16 protein-coding genes are annotated in these 17,119 nt (G+C 27.8%); 9 read left to right on the top strand and 7 right to left on the bottom strand.

The window, feature by feature from the left end; all coding sequences use genetic code 11:
- The first annotated feature begins 196 nt into the window (after positions 1–196).
- The 9 genes from AANAER_RS09380 to AANAER_RS09345 all read left to right on the top strand — a co-directional run bounded on the left by AANAER_RS09380 (position 197) and on the right by AANAER_RS09345 (position 8,886).
- Positions 197–655 (top strand): hypothetical protein, encoded by a 459-nt coding sequence (locus tag AANAER_RS09380; RefSeq protein ID WP_129081005.1) that lies wholly within the window; start codon positions 197–199, stop codon positions 653–655.
- Complete coding sequence (locus tag AANAER_RS09375; RefSeq protein ID WP_129081004.1) at positions 655–1,368, top strand: hypothetical protein; 714 nt, start codon at positions 655–657, stop codon at positions 1,366–1,368. Before AANAER_RS09380 ends, AANAER_RS09375 begins: the two co-directional genes overlap by 1 nt.
- A gap of 9 nt (positions 1,369–1,377) precedes the next feature.
- Positions 1,378–1,554, top strand: a complete 177-nt coding sequence (locus AANAER_RS15010) for a hypothetical protein (RefSeq protein WP_164969309.1) — start codon at positions 1,378–1,380, stop codon at positions 1,552–1,554.
- A 34-nt stretch (positions 1,555–1,588) separates the two neighbouring features.
- Positions 1,589–2,722 carry a hypothetical protein gene (locus tag AANAER_RS09370; RefSeq protein WP_129081003.1) on the top strand — a complete coding sequence of 378 codons (1,134 nt, stop codon included), beginning with the start codon at positions 1,589–1,591 and terminating at the stop codon, positions 2,720–2,722.
- Complete coding sequence (locus tag AANAER_RS09365) at positions 2,715–3,191, top strand: three component ABC system middle component (protein WP_129081002.1); 477 nt, start codon at positions 2,715–2,717, stop codon at positions 3,189–3,191. The genes AANAER_RS09370 and AANAER_RS09365 overlap by 8 nt, the downstream gene beginning before the upstream one ends.
- A gap of 242 nt (positions 3,192–3,433) precedes the next feature.
- Positions 3,434–5,167, top strand: a complete 1,734-nt coding sequence (locus tag AANAER_RS09360; RefSeq protein ID WP_164969308.1) for a DUF3732 domain-containing protein — start codon at positions 3,434–3,436, stop codon at positions 5,165–5,167.
- Positions 5,168–5,597: 430 nt separating this feature from the next.
- On the top strand, positions 5,598–6,419 hold the full coding sequence (locus AANAER_RS09355) for a phosphate/phosphite/phosphonate ABC transporter substrate-binding protein (RefSeq protein ID WP_129081000.1): 822 nt from the start codon (positions 5,598–5,600) through the stop codon (positions 6,417–6,419).
- Complete coding sequence (locus AANAER_RS09350; RefSeq protein WP_129080999.1) at positions 6,420–7,913, top strand: sensor histidine kinase; 1,494 nt, start codon at positions 6,420–6,422, stop codon at positions 7,911–7,913.
- Between the two features lie 106 nt (positions 7,914–8,019).
- A complete protein-coding gene (locus tag AANAER_RS09345; protein ID WP_129080998.1) occupies positions 8,020–8,886 on the top strand; it encodes an AraC family transcriptional regulator in 867 nt (288 codons plus the stop codon).
- A gap of 28 nt (positions 8,887–8,914) precedes the next feature.
- On the opposite strand, the gene AANAER_RS09340 is transcribed toward AANAER_RS09345, so the two are convergent.
- The 7 genes from AANAER_RS09340 to AANAER_RS09310 all read right to left on the bottom strand — a co-directional run bounded on the left by AANAER_RS09340 (position 8,915) and on the right by AANAER_RS09310 (position 17,116).
- Entirely contained in the window at positions 8,915–10,054 is a 1,140-nt protein-coding gene (locus AANAER_RS09340; RefSeq protein WP_129080997.1) for an iron-containing alcohol dehydrogenase, read from the bottom strand.
- A gap of 251 nt (positions 10,055–10,305) precedes the next feature.
- Positions 10,306–11,400, bottom strand: a complete 1,095-nt coding sequence (locus tag AANAER_RS09335; RefSeq protein ID WP_129080996.1) for a glycoside hydrolase family 3 N-terminal domain-containing protein — start codon at positions 11,398–11,400, stop codon at positions 10,306–10,308.
- Positions 11,384–12,643, bottom strand: coding sequence for a GGDEF domain-containing protein (locus tag AANAER_RS09330; RefSeq protein ID WP_104412853.1), 1,260 nt, complete (start codon positions 12,641–12,643; stop codon positions 11,384–11,386). Before AANAER_RS09330 ends, AANAER_RS09335 begins: the two co-directional genes overlap by 17 nt.
- Positions 12,644–12,657: 14 nt before the next feature.
- Positions 12,658–13,101: a GatB/YqeY domain-containing protein gene (locus AANAER_RS09325; protein ID WP_129080995.1), complete on the bottom strand. Its 444-nt coding sequence runs from the start codon at positions 13,099–13,101 to the stop codon at positions 12,658–12,660.
- Positions 13,102–13,142: 41 nt separating this feature from the next.
- On the bottom strand, positions 13,143–15,098 hold the full coding sequence (abc-f, locus tag AANAER_RS09320) for a ribosomal protection-like ABC-F family protein (RefSeq protein ID WP_129080994.1): 1,956 nt from the start codon (positions 15,096–15,098) through the stop codon (positions 13,143–13,145).
- 159 nt (positions 15,099–15,257) lie between these two features.
- Positions 15,258–16,115, bottom strand: coding sequence for a universal stress protein (locus AANAER_RS09315; RefSeq protein WP_129080993.1), 858 nt, complete (start codon positions 16,113–16,115; stop codon positions 15,258–15,260).
- 95 nt (positions 16,116–16,210) lie between these two features.
- Positions 16,211–17,116 (bottom strand): cation diffusion facilitator family transporter, encoded by a 906-nt coding sequence (locus tag AANAER_RS09310; protein ID WP_129080992.1) that lies wholly within the window; start codon positions 17,114–17,116, stop codon positions 16,211–16,213.
- Positions 17,117–17,119: the final 3 nt, after the last annotated feature.

Here is a 17,119-nt window from a genome sequence, read left to right as displayed (position 1 = left end):
TGTATTTGTCTAACTTGATTAAAATAGGGATACCAATATTTATGTATATAAAAATAATAAAAAATAAAGAACTTAATTTTAGTAAATATTATATTTGCAGAAATTACAATGTGTGAGAAATAAATTGAAATTTTTGATGAATATAGCTTCCTTCTACTGGATTATATGTTTTTATCTAATTCAAAATAAGATTATATTGGATTCTTATTATATAGATAGAATTTTATCAATATTTATTTTACTATTAATTGGTGTTATATTAGGGTGGGGTTCTTTAAAAGTAATAATTAATCATACTGATAGTGATACTGAAAATAGTTTAAAAGTGAAGAAAATTTATCCTATTTATACTGAATTGATGCCTGTATTCTTATCAATAATTGTAATTGCTTTTAGCTTAAATAATTTTATAGAAATTGATGACTTAACTACCGTTTCTTCCTTGTTCTTTGGTATATTTTTACTATTTAGTATAAGCAATATTGGATATTTGAATCCAATATGGTTTTTACTGGGATATAGAATTTATAAAGTAGATAATGATAAAGCAATTTATACGTTAATTGCGCATAAAAATAAAAACTATAAATCTATTGACAAAATTGGGAATGTAAAAAAAGTAGATGAATTTGTATTTATAAAAAGGAAAGAGTAATGGGGCATTTTATAGGGCAATTAAAAAATAATAGTGGTTTTAATAAAATCTTTGATAGAGATAGTGAGTTCACTCAGATTAAACAAGATAATGAAGTTTTTTTTGATACTGAACTTGATTTTAGTGACTCAGTTGATTATACAATGGTTAGACCTGATCACAAATTAGAAGCAGAAAAATATTATTTCTTAGATTATTCTCAAAGTGAAGGAGGTATATTAAACTCAATTCAAAGATACTTTAATACATTAGACTCTACAGCTGAAATTGCTACGCTAATTCAAGTTAATCTTGACAAAATAGAACTTTTAATTTATGGTAAAAAAATTAATAATAAATATAAAGTTAATATTCAAGCAATAACGCCAAAATATTTTATAAAATCGAAAAATTATTTAAAAATATTTGATGGTCATATTGAATACAAACATGAAAAAAATGTTTTAGAATTTAAAGATCAAATTGATATTTTTATAGATGAAAATGAAAAAAAGATATATTTCAAACATTTTAATTATCTAAAGAAAATTGATGATAGTTTTATAGAACTTTACCAAGAAGCTTCAGATGAAGAACAAGGAACATTTATTGAAGAAGTTAATTCTCATGAAAATTTCGAGATTGACGATTCAAAACTAAAATTGCAAACAACAAACTTAAAAAAATTAAAATTTGCATTAGATAATGGAATGGTTAAAGAAGTATTATCATAAACAAGAAAAGTGAATAGTTATATTAGAAAATATAAAGATGAATTGTCACTTTATAGATCAGATGGTAAGTATATTTTAAAAACTAATAAAGATATTACATCTTTATTAAAAATTATTTTTGAAAATTTTTATCAGGGTGAAATAACTGGTAGAAAATTAGAAAGTAATTCTTCAAAAGAATTATAATTAAATCTTTATATATTTAGGTGGGCTGTAATACATGAGTGGTAAATTAAATCATGATTCAACAAAGACATTTAAACCTATTATTTATCAGTTTTTAGTTGCATTGGAAAAGTGTTTTGAAATGCAAAATGATGAATCCATTTGGATCGAGAAATATGGTGATGTTACAAATTCTGACGGTGTGCAAATAGAAGTTAAAGATTATCAAAAAGATTTAACAGACTTAGATCATAATATTTGGAAAACAATGAAAAACTGGCTAGATGATGGGTTTAATATATCTTATTATCATAGTTTTATTTTATTAACTACTCAAACTATTAGTCCTAATTCAAAATTTATTGAATGGAACATTAAAGATAAAAATCAAAAACTAGAAATCTTAAATTCTATTGCCGATGAGTATAATCATCAGCTAAAAAAAGCAAAAAAAACTCAGATGTTACTAGATAGAGTATTAGATGCTAATAAGAATGATAAGTTATTAGAAATTTTAGATATTTTTATTATAGAAAGTGGAGTTGATAATGATGAAGTTTTGTATGATAAATTTATAGAAACAAGGACTGACGGGATAATTGAAGCTAAAAGAGATGAATATATAGACTCCCTTGTAGGCTATATCATTAAACCAGAAATTACATCAGGTGGATGGGAAATAAAAAATAAAGATTTTAGACAAAAAACAACTTCTTTAATAGAAACATATACTTCCACAACTAAAGTATTCCCCAAAGTTGAAATGAATCCTATAACAGAAAAGGACCTATCTACTCATCAATCTTACTCCTTTGTTAATAAAATAGAAGATATAGAATATAAAGAAGTTAAAAGTGATGTGATTAGTGATTTTATTTATGCAAGAAGAATACTTAATGAAGAGTTAAAAAATTTTGAAATATCAAAGAAAGAATATGATTCTTATGAAGATGAAATTTTTAGAACTTTTGAAAGTAAACGTAGAAAAGCTTTGAGAAGTGCTAACTCTTCTAATTGTATTGATAAATCTAAAGATTTATATGATGATGTAACTGGTGAAAACTCACCCGACTTTTATAATTATAATTATACTCCTAAAAAATATCGTAATGGTCTTTTACATGAAATTGCAAATGATGAGGAAAATCCAAATAAACTCGTTTGGAAATTGGAGGTAAGTGATGAGTAAATATGTAGACAGTATTCATAAAATCAATAACAATATTTTTGTATTAACACCACTATTTTTAGTTTTTTACAAAAATTTAAAACCAACTTCTAAAAATTTATTATTGTCATATTTAGTATTACCTTTAATTTTATATAAAACAAGCCAGAAAAAAATTAAAACATCTAAAAAAACAAGTAGTATATTTAGCTTCCTAGATAGTAATAAAAAAGAAAAAAGAGAGAATGTTTACGGACTTCAAAAAAGAGTTCAAGAGTACAAAGAAATTACTAATCAATGTATTTTATATGCTATTGAGAATAAATGGTTGAAATTAGAAGATGATTTATCTATAGTAGTAATAGAAGAACAAGAAAATAATATGGTAAGTTTGAGTGATGCTTTTAAAGCATCCTCTAAACTATGTAATATTTTTAAAGAATTAGATGTTATATCTATTTATAGACAATTAGGGGTAAAAGAATTATGAAAAGTTATGTAAAACATATTGGTGTAGTTGACAAGAATAACAATATTCATAGTGTTGAATTTACAAAAGGTGTAAATGTTATAACAGGAAGATCTTCAACAGGTAAAAGCGCAATGATTGAAATATTTGATTATTGTATGGGAAGCAGTGAGTTCAATATCCCATCAGGAGAGATTACAGATAAAGCAGATATATACTTTATTGTTTTATCTATTAAAGAGGTATTTTTAGTTTTAGGAAGAATGGAAGATAGTACAAAAATATTTTTAAAAGAGGAGCAGCAATTACCAGATATTGAGTTTCTAAATAAAGAATATTTTGAATCGAAGTATTTTACTAGTGATTTTAATGTGAATTTAGGACATTACTTTGGACTTGATATAAATGACATTGATGAAGATAAAGAAGTTTTACAGTATACAAGAAAAAAAGGGCGACCTTCAATTAGAAATTTTATCCCTTATTTATTACAACACCAAAATTTAATTGCAAATAAACATTCACTATTCTATAGATTTGATCAAAAAGAGAGAAGAGAACAAACGATTGATCAATTTAAAATTTTTGCTGGTTTTGTAACACAAGAATACTATATATTAAAACAAAATTTAGCTGATAGTGAAAGAAAATTAAAAAAATTTGAAAAAGAACAAGAAAGTATAAATTATCAAAGAGATTTTAATGCTAGAAGACTTAATATACTTTTAGAAGAATATGAAACAATTAGTGGAACCAAACTTTTAGAAGAAAATGCTACTATTATTCTTTCAAATCCTGCTAACTATCTTGATAAACTTGATGCTAAAAGTATATTAATAAAAGAAGATAGTGATAATTCAATCGAAAAATTATTGTTACTAAAAGAGGAGTATAACAAACTTTTATCAGAAAAAAGAAAACTAGTTTATAAATACAGAAATATTGATTCATCAACAAAATATGCTAAACAATATAAAGAAGAATTAGCCAATAATAAAAATACAATTAAAGCTATTATTCATTCCTCAAAATGTCCATTTTGTAATGAAAAATCAAAAAGTACAATGAGTGAAGCTAATCAGTTAGAAGAAGCTATAAATTGGCTAAATGATGAACTCAAAAAATCTCCTTATCTCCTTGATTCTTTTGAAAGTGATAAAAATGAAGTTAAAAGAAAAATTGCTGAAATAGACAATAACTTAAAGAATAAAAAAAAAGAAATGGAAACTTTAGAAAAGATTACAGAAAATTTAGCAAAAAATAAAAGTCTAAATGAGCAAACATTAAAAGCTAAATTAAAAATAGAAAACCTACTTGAAAGTTTACTTAATAAAAGAGATAATAGCCTTGAAAAAGATATAAAAGAAGTGAAAAAAGATATTAAAGGTTTTAAAACTTCTTTGAAATCTAAATTTGATATTGATAAAAAAATTCAAGAGACAGAAACCTATATTAATAATGAAATGAAAGAAATTGGTAAAAACTTTTATTTTGAAAAATCCTATAAACCTATAAATTTAAGATTTTCATTAGATAGTTTTGATTTATGGCATGAAAAAGAAGATGGGAGTAAAGTATATTTAAGGTCTATGGGAAGTGGTGCCAATTGGTTATACAGTCATTTAACTTTATTTCTAGCTATACATAAGTTTTTTTCTTTAAGAGGTAGAGACTCTTTAGTCCCTCAGATTTTATTTTTAGATCAACCTACACAAGTATATTTCCCAACTACTATAAAAGATAATGAAGATGAGTTTAGTGCTCAAAAAATAGAAGAGAAAAAAGGAGATGTGAATAGTAATCTTGACGAAGATATGGAAGCTGTAACAAATATTTTTAATCAATTTGTATCATATTGTAAAAATACACAAAAAGAAACAGGTATTGAACCTCAGATAATAATTATAGATCATGCAGATCATTTAGATTTAGAAAATGAAGATTTTGAAAATTTAGTTAATGGTAGACGATGGAGAAATAGAGGATTTATAAATTAAAAAGGGAAGGCTTTTAGATTATAGACATATCAGTTCAAATTAGATTACATAGTTAAGAAGTCAATAAAAGTCTTTCTAATTCTTGAATATTATTATATGCTTGATAAAACAGTTAATATAGAAAATTAGTCTTTGAAAAATTATGGGAAGAAAACGATGATTATTTAAATAGTTCATAAATTTTTCTAATAAAGAAGATATAACAAAGTCATGTCTCTTAATTTTTTCCATTGGCTATGATAAAAAAGAAAAAGAGTATATATGAGAAAGACTTCTTTTTTAATATCAAGATTTTTAAATGCTCATAAAGTTTGTTCACTTCTTACAATCCTAGATATAATAATTTAATCAAAAAAGTTATATTTTATAGAAAATGGCTTTTTTCTTTGATATAATTAAATATATTTTTTAATTAGGGAAATAAAATAATATGAAAATAAAATTATTATTTCTATCAATTTTGTTTGCAACAAATTGTTTAAGTGCAGAAAAAAATCCTATTACCATTGGAATTGCACCTCATTCGTCAACTAGGGTTATTTTAGAATCACATCAAGATTTAAGACTTTTTTTAGAGAAGTTTTTTCACAGATCTGTAGAAATTTTAACAGCCAAAAATTTTAGCGAGTTTACAAAACGTTCAGACAAAGGAACTTTTTATGATCTAATCTTAACTTCTCCAAATCTAGCTGTTCTTGCTCAAAGATTAGGTGGTTATACTCCAATTATGACTTATAAAAAGGGTTTATCGACTATTATTTTGTCAAAAGATAAAAATATTTTAAAAAAAGATAAGTTTCCTTTGCATGTAGTCGGTTTGGATCCTGTCTCTTTTCCTACTCTTGATGCGCAGGAGTGGTTGTCAAAACAAGGATTTAAAGAGAAAGAAAAAGTAGAATATACTTATACAAGCGCGACAGATAGTGCAATATCTATACTTATGAACAATCATGCAGATATGATAATAATGTCATTGCCCAACTATTTAAAACTGATAAATAAAAAAAATAAAGCTTTGGTTCATGTGATTTACAAAAGTGAACCAAAGCCAAGTAGAATATATCTGGCAAAAGACAAAAATAAAATTACTTTAAAACAGTGGCAAAAAGCTTTGGAAGCTTTTTCAAAATCTGTTGAAGGAAAACATCATTTAGAGATTACAAAACTTGAAGGGTTTAAAAAAATATCTCCGAAAGATTTGGATAATCTTGATGAAATAGTAGATAAAACTATGAAAAGGCTGTATAACTAAATGAAGATATCACTAGCTTGGAAATGGGTAATTGCAAGTTTATTAATAGAGAGTCTTATGCTTACCTTGATGGTAATAAAAAACGTAGATCAATTAAAAAACAATTTATCTACTCAGACTTATATCAGACTTGATGAACAGAAAATATTATTGCAAAGTGCCCTTGTTGCACCTATTGCTCAAATGGATTATGCAACTATTGATGCAATTTTAAAAGAGACGAAAGCTATATCGACTATTGATTATATGGTTGTTGTAGATAATCAAAATAATTGTATCTCTTCTGTTGGCTGGAGTGATTGTAAAAATTTGCCTACAGTTGAGTTTGATCCTTTTAGTGAAAACTCTTTAGAAGATGAACGGTTTGATACAAGTATTCCTATAACTCTTTTTTCACAAACTTTAGGAAAAGTTTATTTAGGCTTGTCTACAAAATTCTATATTCAAGCAAAAGAGGAGATGATTATACGAAGTATAATTATTGCTTTAATTGAACTGCTGCTTTCTGCTTTTTTATTAATAACAGTTAGTAAATGGATAATAAAAAATTTAGTTAAATTAACTCACACTGCAAATGCTATTGCCCTTGGCGATTATTCTCAAAGAATTGATTTAGGAGACAGCAAAGAGACTTTGCAATTACAAGAATCTTTTAATCTTATGGCAATAAATATTGAAAAAAATATCGAGAATTTAAAACTTTCAAATGAAAAAGAGAAAAAGTTGTTTGAAAAACTCAAATCCCAGCTAGAAAAAAATTATGAGCAGGATTTACTTCTTAAACATCAAACAAGAATGGCAATTATAGGAGAGATGTTAAATAATATTGCTCATCAATGGAGACAACCTTTAAATGCTATTACTATTCAATTAAGCAGTCTGAAATTAAAAAAAGAGTTAGACTTGCTTGAAGATAAAGATATAAGCGATACGGCAGACAGTGTAATGAAGTATGCAAATTATTTAAGTAATACGATTGATGATTTTAGAAACTTTATGAAAGTAAATCCTCAAAAAGAACATTTTAGTATTCAAAACTGTTTTAACAAAGCCGTAGAGATAGTTTCTGCTTCTTTAAAAAACAATGATATTAATCTTGATATTACAAAATCAAAAGGGGAATTGTTTATAGATGGAATAATGAATGAATTAACTCAAGTTTTTATCAATATTCTGAATAATTCAAAAGATATTTTAAATGAAAAAAATATTGAACACAAAGTGATACAAATATCTTTTTATAAACAAAACGACAAACTTATAATTACAATCCAAGACAATGCAGGCGGAGTTGAAGAGAGTATTATAGATAAAGTCTTTGATCCTTATTTCACTACAAAACACAAAAGCCAGGGAACAGGTATAGGATTGTATATGAGTTCCAAAATTATTCATGAACACTTTTCAGGAGAGATTATTGTAAAAAATGAAGATATAGAGTATGAAAAAAGAGTTTATAAAGGGGCAAAGTTTTATATTATTTTACCCATATAAAAAAGAGATTTAACGATTTTTATATTCTATTTTTATTATTAAAATTTAATCCTTTTCACCACATTATTGTACTAAAATTACACGATTATAAAAACAGAGATTTATTATGAAAAAAAGCATTATAGAAAATAGAAAAATATTATATATAGAAGATGGAGTACATGATACAAATTTAGATAGTGTAAAGGTTTTTAAAACGCAAACTTATGAGCCTAAAAGTCCTTTGATTTACGATGTATGTCTGATTTTAGTTCTTCAAGGTAAAAAAATAGCAAATTTGGCAAGCAACAGTTTCACTTTTGACTGTGACAATTATTTAGTTGTTCCTACTACTTTGCCTTTGGAGTGTGAGACTTATGCTACAAAAGAAGAACCTTTTATTTGTCTGCTTATCTCCCTTGACAGAAAAATTATGTATGATATTATCGAAAAACTAAACACCAGAACTTTTGAGAATAAAAACAACAGTACTTTCGGTATTTTTGCAGATAAAGTAACACAAGAGATTGAGGATATTACTTCAAAACTATTGGATATCTTAGAATCCAAAGAAGAATCGACTATTCTGGCTAAAGGTGTATTAACAGAACTGTTTTACAGAATCGCCATAGGAAAAAATGCAAAAATGCTTCATAAAATGTTTTTGGAAGAGAACACTGAATCAAAAATCGCAAAAGCATTAAAAATAATTCATGACAACTATAATGAAAATCATGATATGGAAACACTTGCAAGAGTTTGTGATATGAGTGTATCTTCTTTTCACAATCATTTTAAAAAAATCACTTCTCATACTCCCTTGCAATATATCAAAAAAATAAGACTTACAAAAGCAAAAGAGTTTTTAGTAAAATATGATTATAAAGTAGTAGATGTTGCAAATGAGCTAGGATATGACAATCCTTCACATTTTAGCAGAGATTTTAAAAGTTATTTCGGATATTCACCAAAAGAGGCAAAAACCTCTTTATAGTTTTGTTTAGGAGAACAAAAGGTGAGTTTTATGCTGCCATTGATCTATTTAAGATATTTGCAACTTTTTCTAGTGTAACTGTTCCGTTTTCTCCAAGTTCTAAGTAACCGTGAGATTTAAACGCACCGTGAACATTTTCAATTACTTTATCATCAATTTCATATGCAGTTAATTTAGTAGGTAATCCAACGCTTTCAAATAACTTTTCCATTTTTTTGATAACAGCTTCATTGTCATTTTCGATTCCAAATACGTTTTTACCAAATTGTGCTAATTTCTCTTGTTTTTCTTCAATCATTTCTCTTAAAAGGTGAGGTAAGATAACTGCTAGTGATCTCGCGTGATCTAGATTGTAAAATGCAGTTAATTCATGTCCGATTAAGTGAGTTGACCAATCTTGGCAAACACCGTTAGCCAATTGGAAATTTAACGCTTGATTACAGATATACATTAAGTTTTCTTGCCACCATAAGGTTCTTCTTTCATCCCATTTTTGTGCAAGTGTTACTAAACCTTTATATAAAGTTTCAGCATATCCGTCATTTACTAATACATCATTTGTTTTTGTTAAATATTGTTCAGAGATATGAACAAAGGCGTCAACTAAACCGTTACCTAATTGTCTGTCACTTAATGTTCCCATAAATGACGGGTCAAGTACCGCGAATTTTGGGTAAGAGTGGTCAGAAAAATACATTCTTTTTTCATCAGTTGTTTTTCTTGAAACAACTGTTAGGTTATTTGATTCAGAACCTGTTGCAGCTAGTGTTAAAATAACTCCGATAGGTAAAGCTTTTTGAACTTCTGCAGTACCGTCTAAGAAATCCCATGCATCTCCGTCATATAATGATGCCGCAGCAAGATATTTTGAACCGTCGATAACAGAACCTCCACCGACTGCTAAAATAAAATCAACACCTTCAGCTTTTACGATTTGGGCTGCTTTATTCATCGTTTCAACAGTAGGGTTTACTTCAACTCCACCGAATTCTAACCATTCATGATCTTTTAAAGCTTCAGCTACTTGGTCATAAGCACCATTTTTTTTGATTGAACCACCACCATAAACAACTAATACTTTGTTGTCTTTTGGAATTAAGTTGGCAATCTCTTTTATTTTACCTTTTCCAAATTCAATTCCTGTTGGATTATGATAAGAAAATTCCATCTATTTTGTCCTTTTTGTTAATTTTGTAGGTGAATTATAGGAGCAATAGGGGACTTTTTGAAGACCAATTTCTACAAATCTTATACCAAATCCTACAAAAAAGTTGAAAGGCTAATTATTTGATTTTATGAAAAAAAGAGTGTAAAATTATATTTAAAGGTGATAAATGGATTTTTGGAAAAATTTTAGCAAATATTTTGACCAAAACATGAGTAAAATCATATGGATTCTTCTTGGTCTTCAAACTCTTATTATTGCAATTCTTTCTTATCAATAATTTTATTTATTAATCTGTTTGTTTCTAAAATTTTTGATAAATCAATCTCTTTTTCCAATATTAATTCATAAATAGTTTCAACAATATCTTTCAGACTTGTATTATCCAACTGGTTTCCGAAAAGCAGAATATTTACTCCTGAATTGATTGCCAGTTTTATTCTTTGTTTTAAACTATAATGATCACTTATTGCTTTCATTTGTAAATCATCACTTATAATTAAACCTTTGAATTTTAATTTTTTTCTTAGAAGTTTTGTGTTTATTTTATAAGAGAGTGTTGCAGGATATTTTTCATCAAGATTTTTATTATATACGTGGGCTGTCATTATAAAGTTGATTTCTTCTTTTTCTATTAGTTCTTTGTATGGAAGAAGTTCTTCTTTACTCCAACTTTTTGTAATATCCACAAAACCTTTATGGGAATCTGCTTTTGAAGAGCCGTGCCCGGGAAAATGTTTTAATACGGAGTATATATTATTTTCTTTTTGTGCTTGAATAAAGATTGAAGCATATTTTACTACTTCTTTAACATCTTTTGAATAAGCTCTTTGTAGTTTTACTATAACTTTATTGTCCGGATTTTTAGCCAAATCTACAACCGGAGCAAAATTTAGATTGAATCCTTCTTTTTTGAGCATTAAAGCCAAGTTTTTATACTCTTTTTTTGCCTCTGTCTTATCTTTTTTTGAAATCTCTTTAGCACTTGGAAAAAGTTTAAAACCGTTGTCTGGATTTAGTCTACTTACTTTTCCTCCTTCTTGGTCTATTGAAATAAGTATTTTATATTTTGAATAATTTTGTATTTGGGTCGTAAGTTTTTTAAGCTGTGTCGGATTTATTATATTTTTTGTTTGTTTGGTTTTATAATCTTTATTAAAAAGTATTACTCCTCCAAGATTGTATTTATCGATATCATTTTTTAATGATTTTGTTAGTTTTGTTCCGTCAAATCCTATAATAATAGTTTGACCGATAAGTTTTTTAATCTCTTCGGAAGTTAAATCTTTTGAAAAACCGTAAGAGATTAAAAAAGTAAAAAGCAGTAAAAATTTAAATAACCGTTCCATCTTCTAAAATTATTTTATTTCTGCCGCTCTCTTTTGCCTGATATAAGAGCATATCGGATTTTTGAATTGTACTGTCATAACTGCTGTGGTTGTTTCTTATTGCAACTCCTGCTGAAAAGGTTACGTGTATTTTGTTATTTTTATATAAAAAGTTGTTTTCTTGAATAATTGATTTTATTCTTTTTAAATATTTAAGCAACTCTCTTTTTAAATTAAAATGAACAATTGCAACAAACTCTTCTCCTCCATATCTAGATACAACATCCAAATCGCGGGTGTTTTTTCCTAAAACCTTTGCAAAAGTAGATAAAACCACATCTCCTGCTTCATGTCCGAAACTATCATTGATTTTTTTAAAATGGTCAAGATCAAAGAAAACAATGGCATATTGAGTATTATTTCGAATAAAATTATTCTCTATTCTTTTTATTGCATCATCATAAGCTCTTCTTGTAAGAAGTCCTGTCAAATGATCTTTAATACTCTCTTGTCTTGTTTTTTCCAGCTCTTCTTGAAGTTGGATTACTTTTTGTTCCAAAGTTTCAACTTCCGATTTCCCCGAAGAGAGTTTCTCTCCTACATTACTCATCTCATTTTCTATTGATTTTGCGGCACTTATAAGTTTTGATTGTAAGTTTGTCAATGTCTCTATATTGGGTGCTTGCATATCCATAGATTGAATTTCTGATTTTATATTGGAAACTTCTTTTGAACCGTTTCCGCTGCTTTGAATGGCATCACTGAAATATTGTCCCATCAAAGTCAGCATTTTTGCAATTTCTGCCGTTTTCTCTTTTACTACTTTTTTATCGGCTTCAAATCTTTTAGTAATAAAATTCTGCATCTCTTTTTGAATATCATCTTCAAACATAAGAGCAGGGGAATTACCGATTTTTACGGAAAATTTATGCAGATCTTCATCTATATCAATACTGATTGAAGGAGTTATAGATTGCTGGAAAAGTTTTGCAAGGGAGTCCAGATTCTCTTTTGATACTCTGTTTAATAAAATTGGAATCAAATCTTCAAAAGTAGCGATCTCTTTATTCTTAATCTCAATTTGTTCATTTTTACTAAGTTTTTCTACAAATTTTTTAAAAACTTCACACTCTTGTACGGAAAAATCATAAACTTTAGATATTTCACAGAACTCTTTTTGATATTCACTCGGAGTTGCTGGAATTCCTTTTTTATGAAGGTTTAAAATGGTCTCTTTTACTACTTGTTGTACTTTTGAATCCATACTGAAATCCTATCTTATCCTAAGATTTTTTTTGTCATTTCATTAATTCTTTTTCCGTCTGCAACACCGGCAAATTTTTTGGTAGCTTGTCCCATTACTTTACCGATATCTTTCATCGATTGAGCATTTACTGCTGCAATTATCTCTTTTAGTCCTGCTTCTAACTCTTCATCATTTAATTGTTTTGGCATATACTCGTTAAATACATCAATTTGTCCTTGCTCTTTTTCAACAAGTTCATCTCTTCCTGCCTCTTTGTATTGAGCTATAGACTCTTCTCTTTGTTTTATACCTTTTTGAATCAATTTTATAACATCTGCGTCATTTAAATCTTTTCTTTCATCTACTTCAATCTGTTTTATCATAGTATTTATTGCTCTGATTGAATCTCTTTTTACAATGTTTTTTTCTCTCATTGCAACTTTTAAATCATCTTTTAATTGTTGTTTTAAACTCATTAAACGTCCTTTTTTAATGCTGTATTTAGTAAGATTATATCTTATTTTGAGTTAAAGGTTTCAACCAATTCCTCTAATTCAAGGAATCTTTCTACTTTTTCTTCGTATATATTTTCTGCCTCTTCCAACTCTTTTGAAACTGCTACTATACCTTTTTCTTCATAGCAAGAAGGGTTTGATAAACAGTTGTTTATCTTTTCTATTTTTTCTTCAAGTTCTTCTATCTCTTTTGGTAAAGAGTCATACTCTCTTTGGTCTTTATATGAAAGTTTGTTTTGAGCTTTGTTTTTTTGCTCCAAAGAACTGTTTTTACTATTTTGTTTTGAAGTTTGAGTTTCAAAAGCATCCAACTCTCTTAACTCTTTTTCAATCTCTAAATACTCCGTATAGGGTTGAAAACTCTCTTCAACCAAACCTTGACCTTTAAACACAAAGAGTTTTTTTGCAATTTTATCTACAAAATATCTGTCATGAGATACAAATATTAAAGCTCCCTGGAAGTTTTGTAAATACTCTTCTAAAATATTTATTGTAGGAATATCCAAATCATTTGTCGGTTCATCAAGAATCAGACAGTCTACTTTTTTTGTAAAAAGAAGTGCAAGGGCAACTCTGTTTTTTTCTCCTCCGCTTAATACGCCTATTTTTTTATCTAAATACTCTCTTGGAAAAAGAAAGTTTTTAAGATAGCCAAAAACATGCATATTTCTGCCGTCATCCAAAACAACTCTGTCCCCGCCGTTTGGGCAGAAAGTCTCCATTAGGTTTTTTGAATCATCTAGCATCTCTCTTTGTTGATCAAAATATCCTATATTGAAATCGCCTTTTTTAAATTTTCCGCTGTCAACTTTTAGTTTTTCCATAAAAATTTTAAGCAAAGTAGATTTTCCGCTGCCGTTTGGTCCTACTATTGCAATAGTATCTTTTTGTAAAATCCTGCTTGAAAAATCTTTTATTAGGAGTTTATCTCCCAAACTTTTTGAGATTTTATCTAACTCATAAAGCATTTTTCTTTTGTTTTGCTGTTTTTCTTGAGAGTTAAAAGCTTTTTGCTCTCTTTGAAGTTCCAAAGACATTTTTCTTATGATAGAAGGATTTGATTTCGCTTTTTTCTTTAATTCAAAATATTCCGATTTTCTTCTCTCATTTCTTTTTCTTCTTGCCGTTACTCCTCTTTGCATCCAGTGGGCTTCTCTTTTTACGAGTCTTAGAAGATTTTCATGCTCTTTTTGTATGTTTTCCAAAAGTTGAGCTTTTTGTTCCAAATATGAAGAGTATCCTCCGTTGAATTTTTTTAGATTTCCGTCTTCTACTTCTACGACGCAAGTAGCAATATTATCTATAAAATATCTGTCGTGTGAGATGAAAAGTAGAGTAAAATTATTTTTTAAAAGAAGAGATTCCAAAAATTCAACCATATAAACGTCTAAATGGTTTGTAGGTTCATCAAGTAATAAAACATCGGGTTTTTTCAAAATCAAGCCTGCTAGGCAGACTCTTCTTTGTTCTCCACCGCTTAAAAGATTTACATCTTTGTGTTCATACTGTTTTAGCTGGAACTCTTCTAAAACCCTTTCAATCATATTATCCAAATCCCAAGCATTGTGAAATTCGATAAAAGTAGCAAGTTCACTCTGTCTTTTTAAAAGTTCACTGTTTTCATAATCACTCATAAGTTGATTTGTGATTTGTTCATATTCGATTTTAGCAGTTTTAAGTTCTGTTAACTGCTCTTCAATAGCTTCTCTGACTTTTATACCTGCTTTAAATTTAGGCTGTTGGTCAAGCATCTCTATTTTTATTGATTTATCAATAGAAATCTCTCCTAAATCAGGTTCTACTTGTTTCATAATTATTTTAAAAAGTGTTGATTTTCCTTGCCCGTTTTGTCCTATAACAGCAATTCTTTGACCTTGGGTTAAAGTGAAGTTTACATTTTTTAAGATAACTTTTACATCATATTGTTTATTTATGTTTTGTAAGTCTATTAGTGCCATATATTAATTTTTCTTTCCTAATAAAATAAAGAGGTTTATAATCTGTTTTAGTTCTTAATTAAGAGAAGATAATATCTAAAATCGTGTGATAACTGACTTAATTAGAAGTTTTAGACTAAGCCCTTATCACACTGTTTTTTTGTTGAAACTTTTTATAAATTACTCAACAAAAAGTAAAATATCGCAATCTAAAGTTTCCATTAAATATGCAGCAACAGAACCGTGTAAAGCTGATGTTGCATTATTTACTCCTGCTGAGCCTAATACAACCAAATCTGCTTTTTCACCTTCTGCTTTTTCTTTTAAAATATCAGTAACATTGAAATAAGATTCCAAAAGTTCTTTATTTGTAATTTCTACTTCTTTTGCAAAAGTATCAAAATCCTCTTTTGCTTCCTCTTTTAGCTGCTTTCTTGCAATATATTGGTCTTGGGAAGCATTATAAAATGAAATTACAAAATCAGTTAGTTGTTTGTAGGCATGGATTAATTTTATATCTGTTTTATCAAAAAAGTTTTTTGCAAAAAGTATACTCTCTTTTGAAATATCGGATAAATCGGTAAAAGCCAAAATATTTTTATATTCAGCCTGGCAGCTGTTTTTTACTATAAGAAGAGGGCAAGGTCCGTTTTGTGCCACTTTATGAGCTGTAGAACCGAATAATTTAGTAGTGAAATCCTCTTTTGAGTTTGCTCCTATTATAATCAATTTGCTTTTTAACTCTTTTGCATATTTTACAATTTCATCGGCAGGATTTCCCTCTACGATTTTAATTTGATATTCACTTTTTTCAATTCTTTCATTTTCTAACAAATCTTCAAGTTTAGATTCTATTTTTTCTTTTACCTCTTTTGTATCAACATGAGGAAATAATTTTTTAAACCATGATTGATTTATTACATGGATTAGCATTAATTTTGCTTTTTTCTCTTTGCTTAATTGGATAGCTCTTTTAAGTATCTCTATACTCGATGTTGTAGCATCAATTCCTACAACTATGTTTTCCGTATTGTTCATAGTAAACTCCAAAATTAAAATATTATTTATTTGATTATATCATATAAAGTTAAACTATAACTGTAAGCAGATTATTTTTATAAAAGAAATATTTTTTACTCTATTGAGCAAGTTTTTTCAGTAGAATCGTTTATTTCAAAGTCATCATAAGGATCCATATGAGTATTTATAATCCAGTCTCTTTTTAGATCTATCATTTTGATTTTATCTTCAATTCTATCTGTTATTCTATGGGCTTCCATAAGTGTAATTAGACAATCAAAAACTAAATGTACGTCAACAAATGTTTGATTGCCTGCTTCTCTTGTTTTTAAAAGATGGTGAGTATTTACTCTATCCTCGGCTTCAATTATTTTAACGATTTTTTCGACAATCTCTTCATCTACTGCTCTGTCTAATAAAACTAAAACTCCTTCTTGAATTAGTTCATAAGCAGAATAGATAATAAAAATAGAGATACCGCCACCTACAATTACGTCAATTAGTTCGATTCCAGTAAAATTTACGAGTACTAAAGATATCAAAACAGCCAAGTTTGTATAAACATCGGTCTTATAGTGTAAAGCATCGGCTTTTATAACCATATTTTGTGTTTGTTTTGCAACTTTGTTTAAGAAAAGAACTAAGCATACGGTAATAATCAATGAAATAATCATTACGGTTAAAGATATTCCCAAGTAGTGAGAAACTTCACCTTTTATGGCTTTTTCTACTGCTTGATAGAGTAAAAAAATACCCGATATACTGATAATTGTTCCTTCAATAACAGAAGCTAGTGCTTCTATCTTTCCACGTCCGTAATTGAAAGTTTCATCTGCTGGTTTTTCTGAATTATTAATTGCAAAGTAGTTAAATACAGATACAAACATATCTAAAACAGAATCAATTGCAGAAGCCAAAACTGCAACCGATCCACTGGCAATCCCGACAACCAGTTTAAGTAAGGTTAAAAGTGCGGCAACACTACTTGATACGACGGTGGCTTTTTTTTGTGCTGTCATTTT

Source organism: Halarcobacter anaerophilus (assembly GCF_006459125.1).
Classification (GTDB): domain Bacteria; phylum Campylobacterota; class Campylobacteria; order Campylobacterales; family Arcobacteraceae; genus Halarcobacter; species Halarcobacter anaerophilus.
This window is presented reverse-complemented; position numbering and strand designations above follow the sequence as displayed.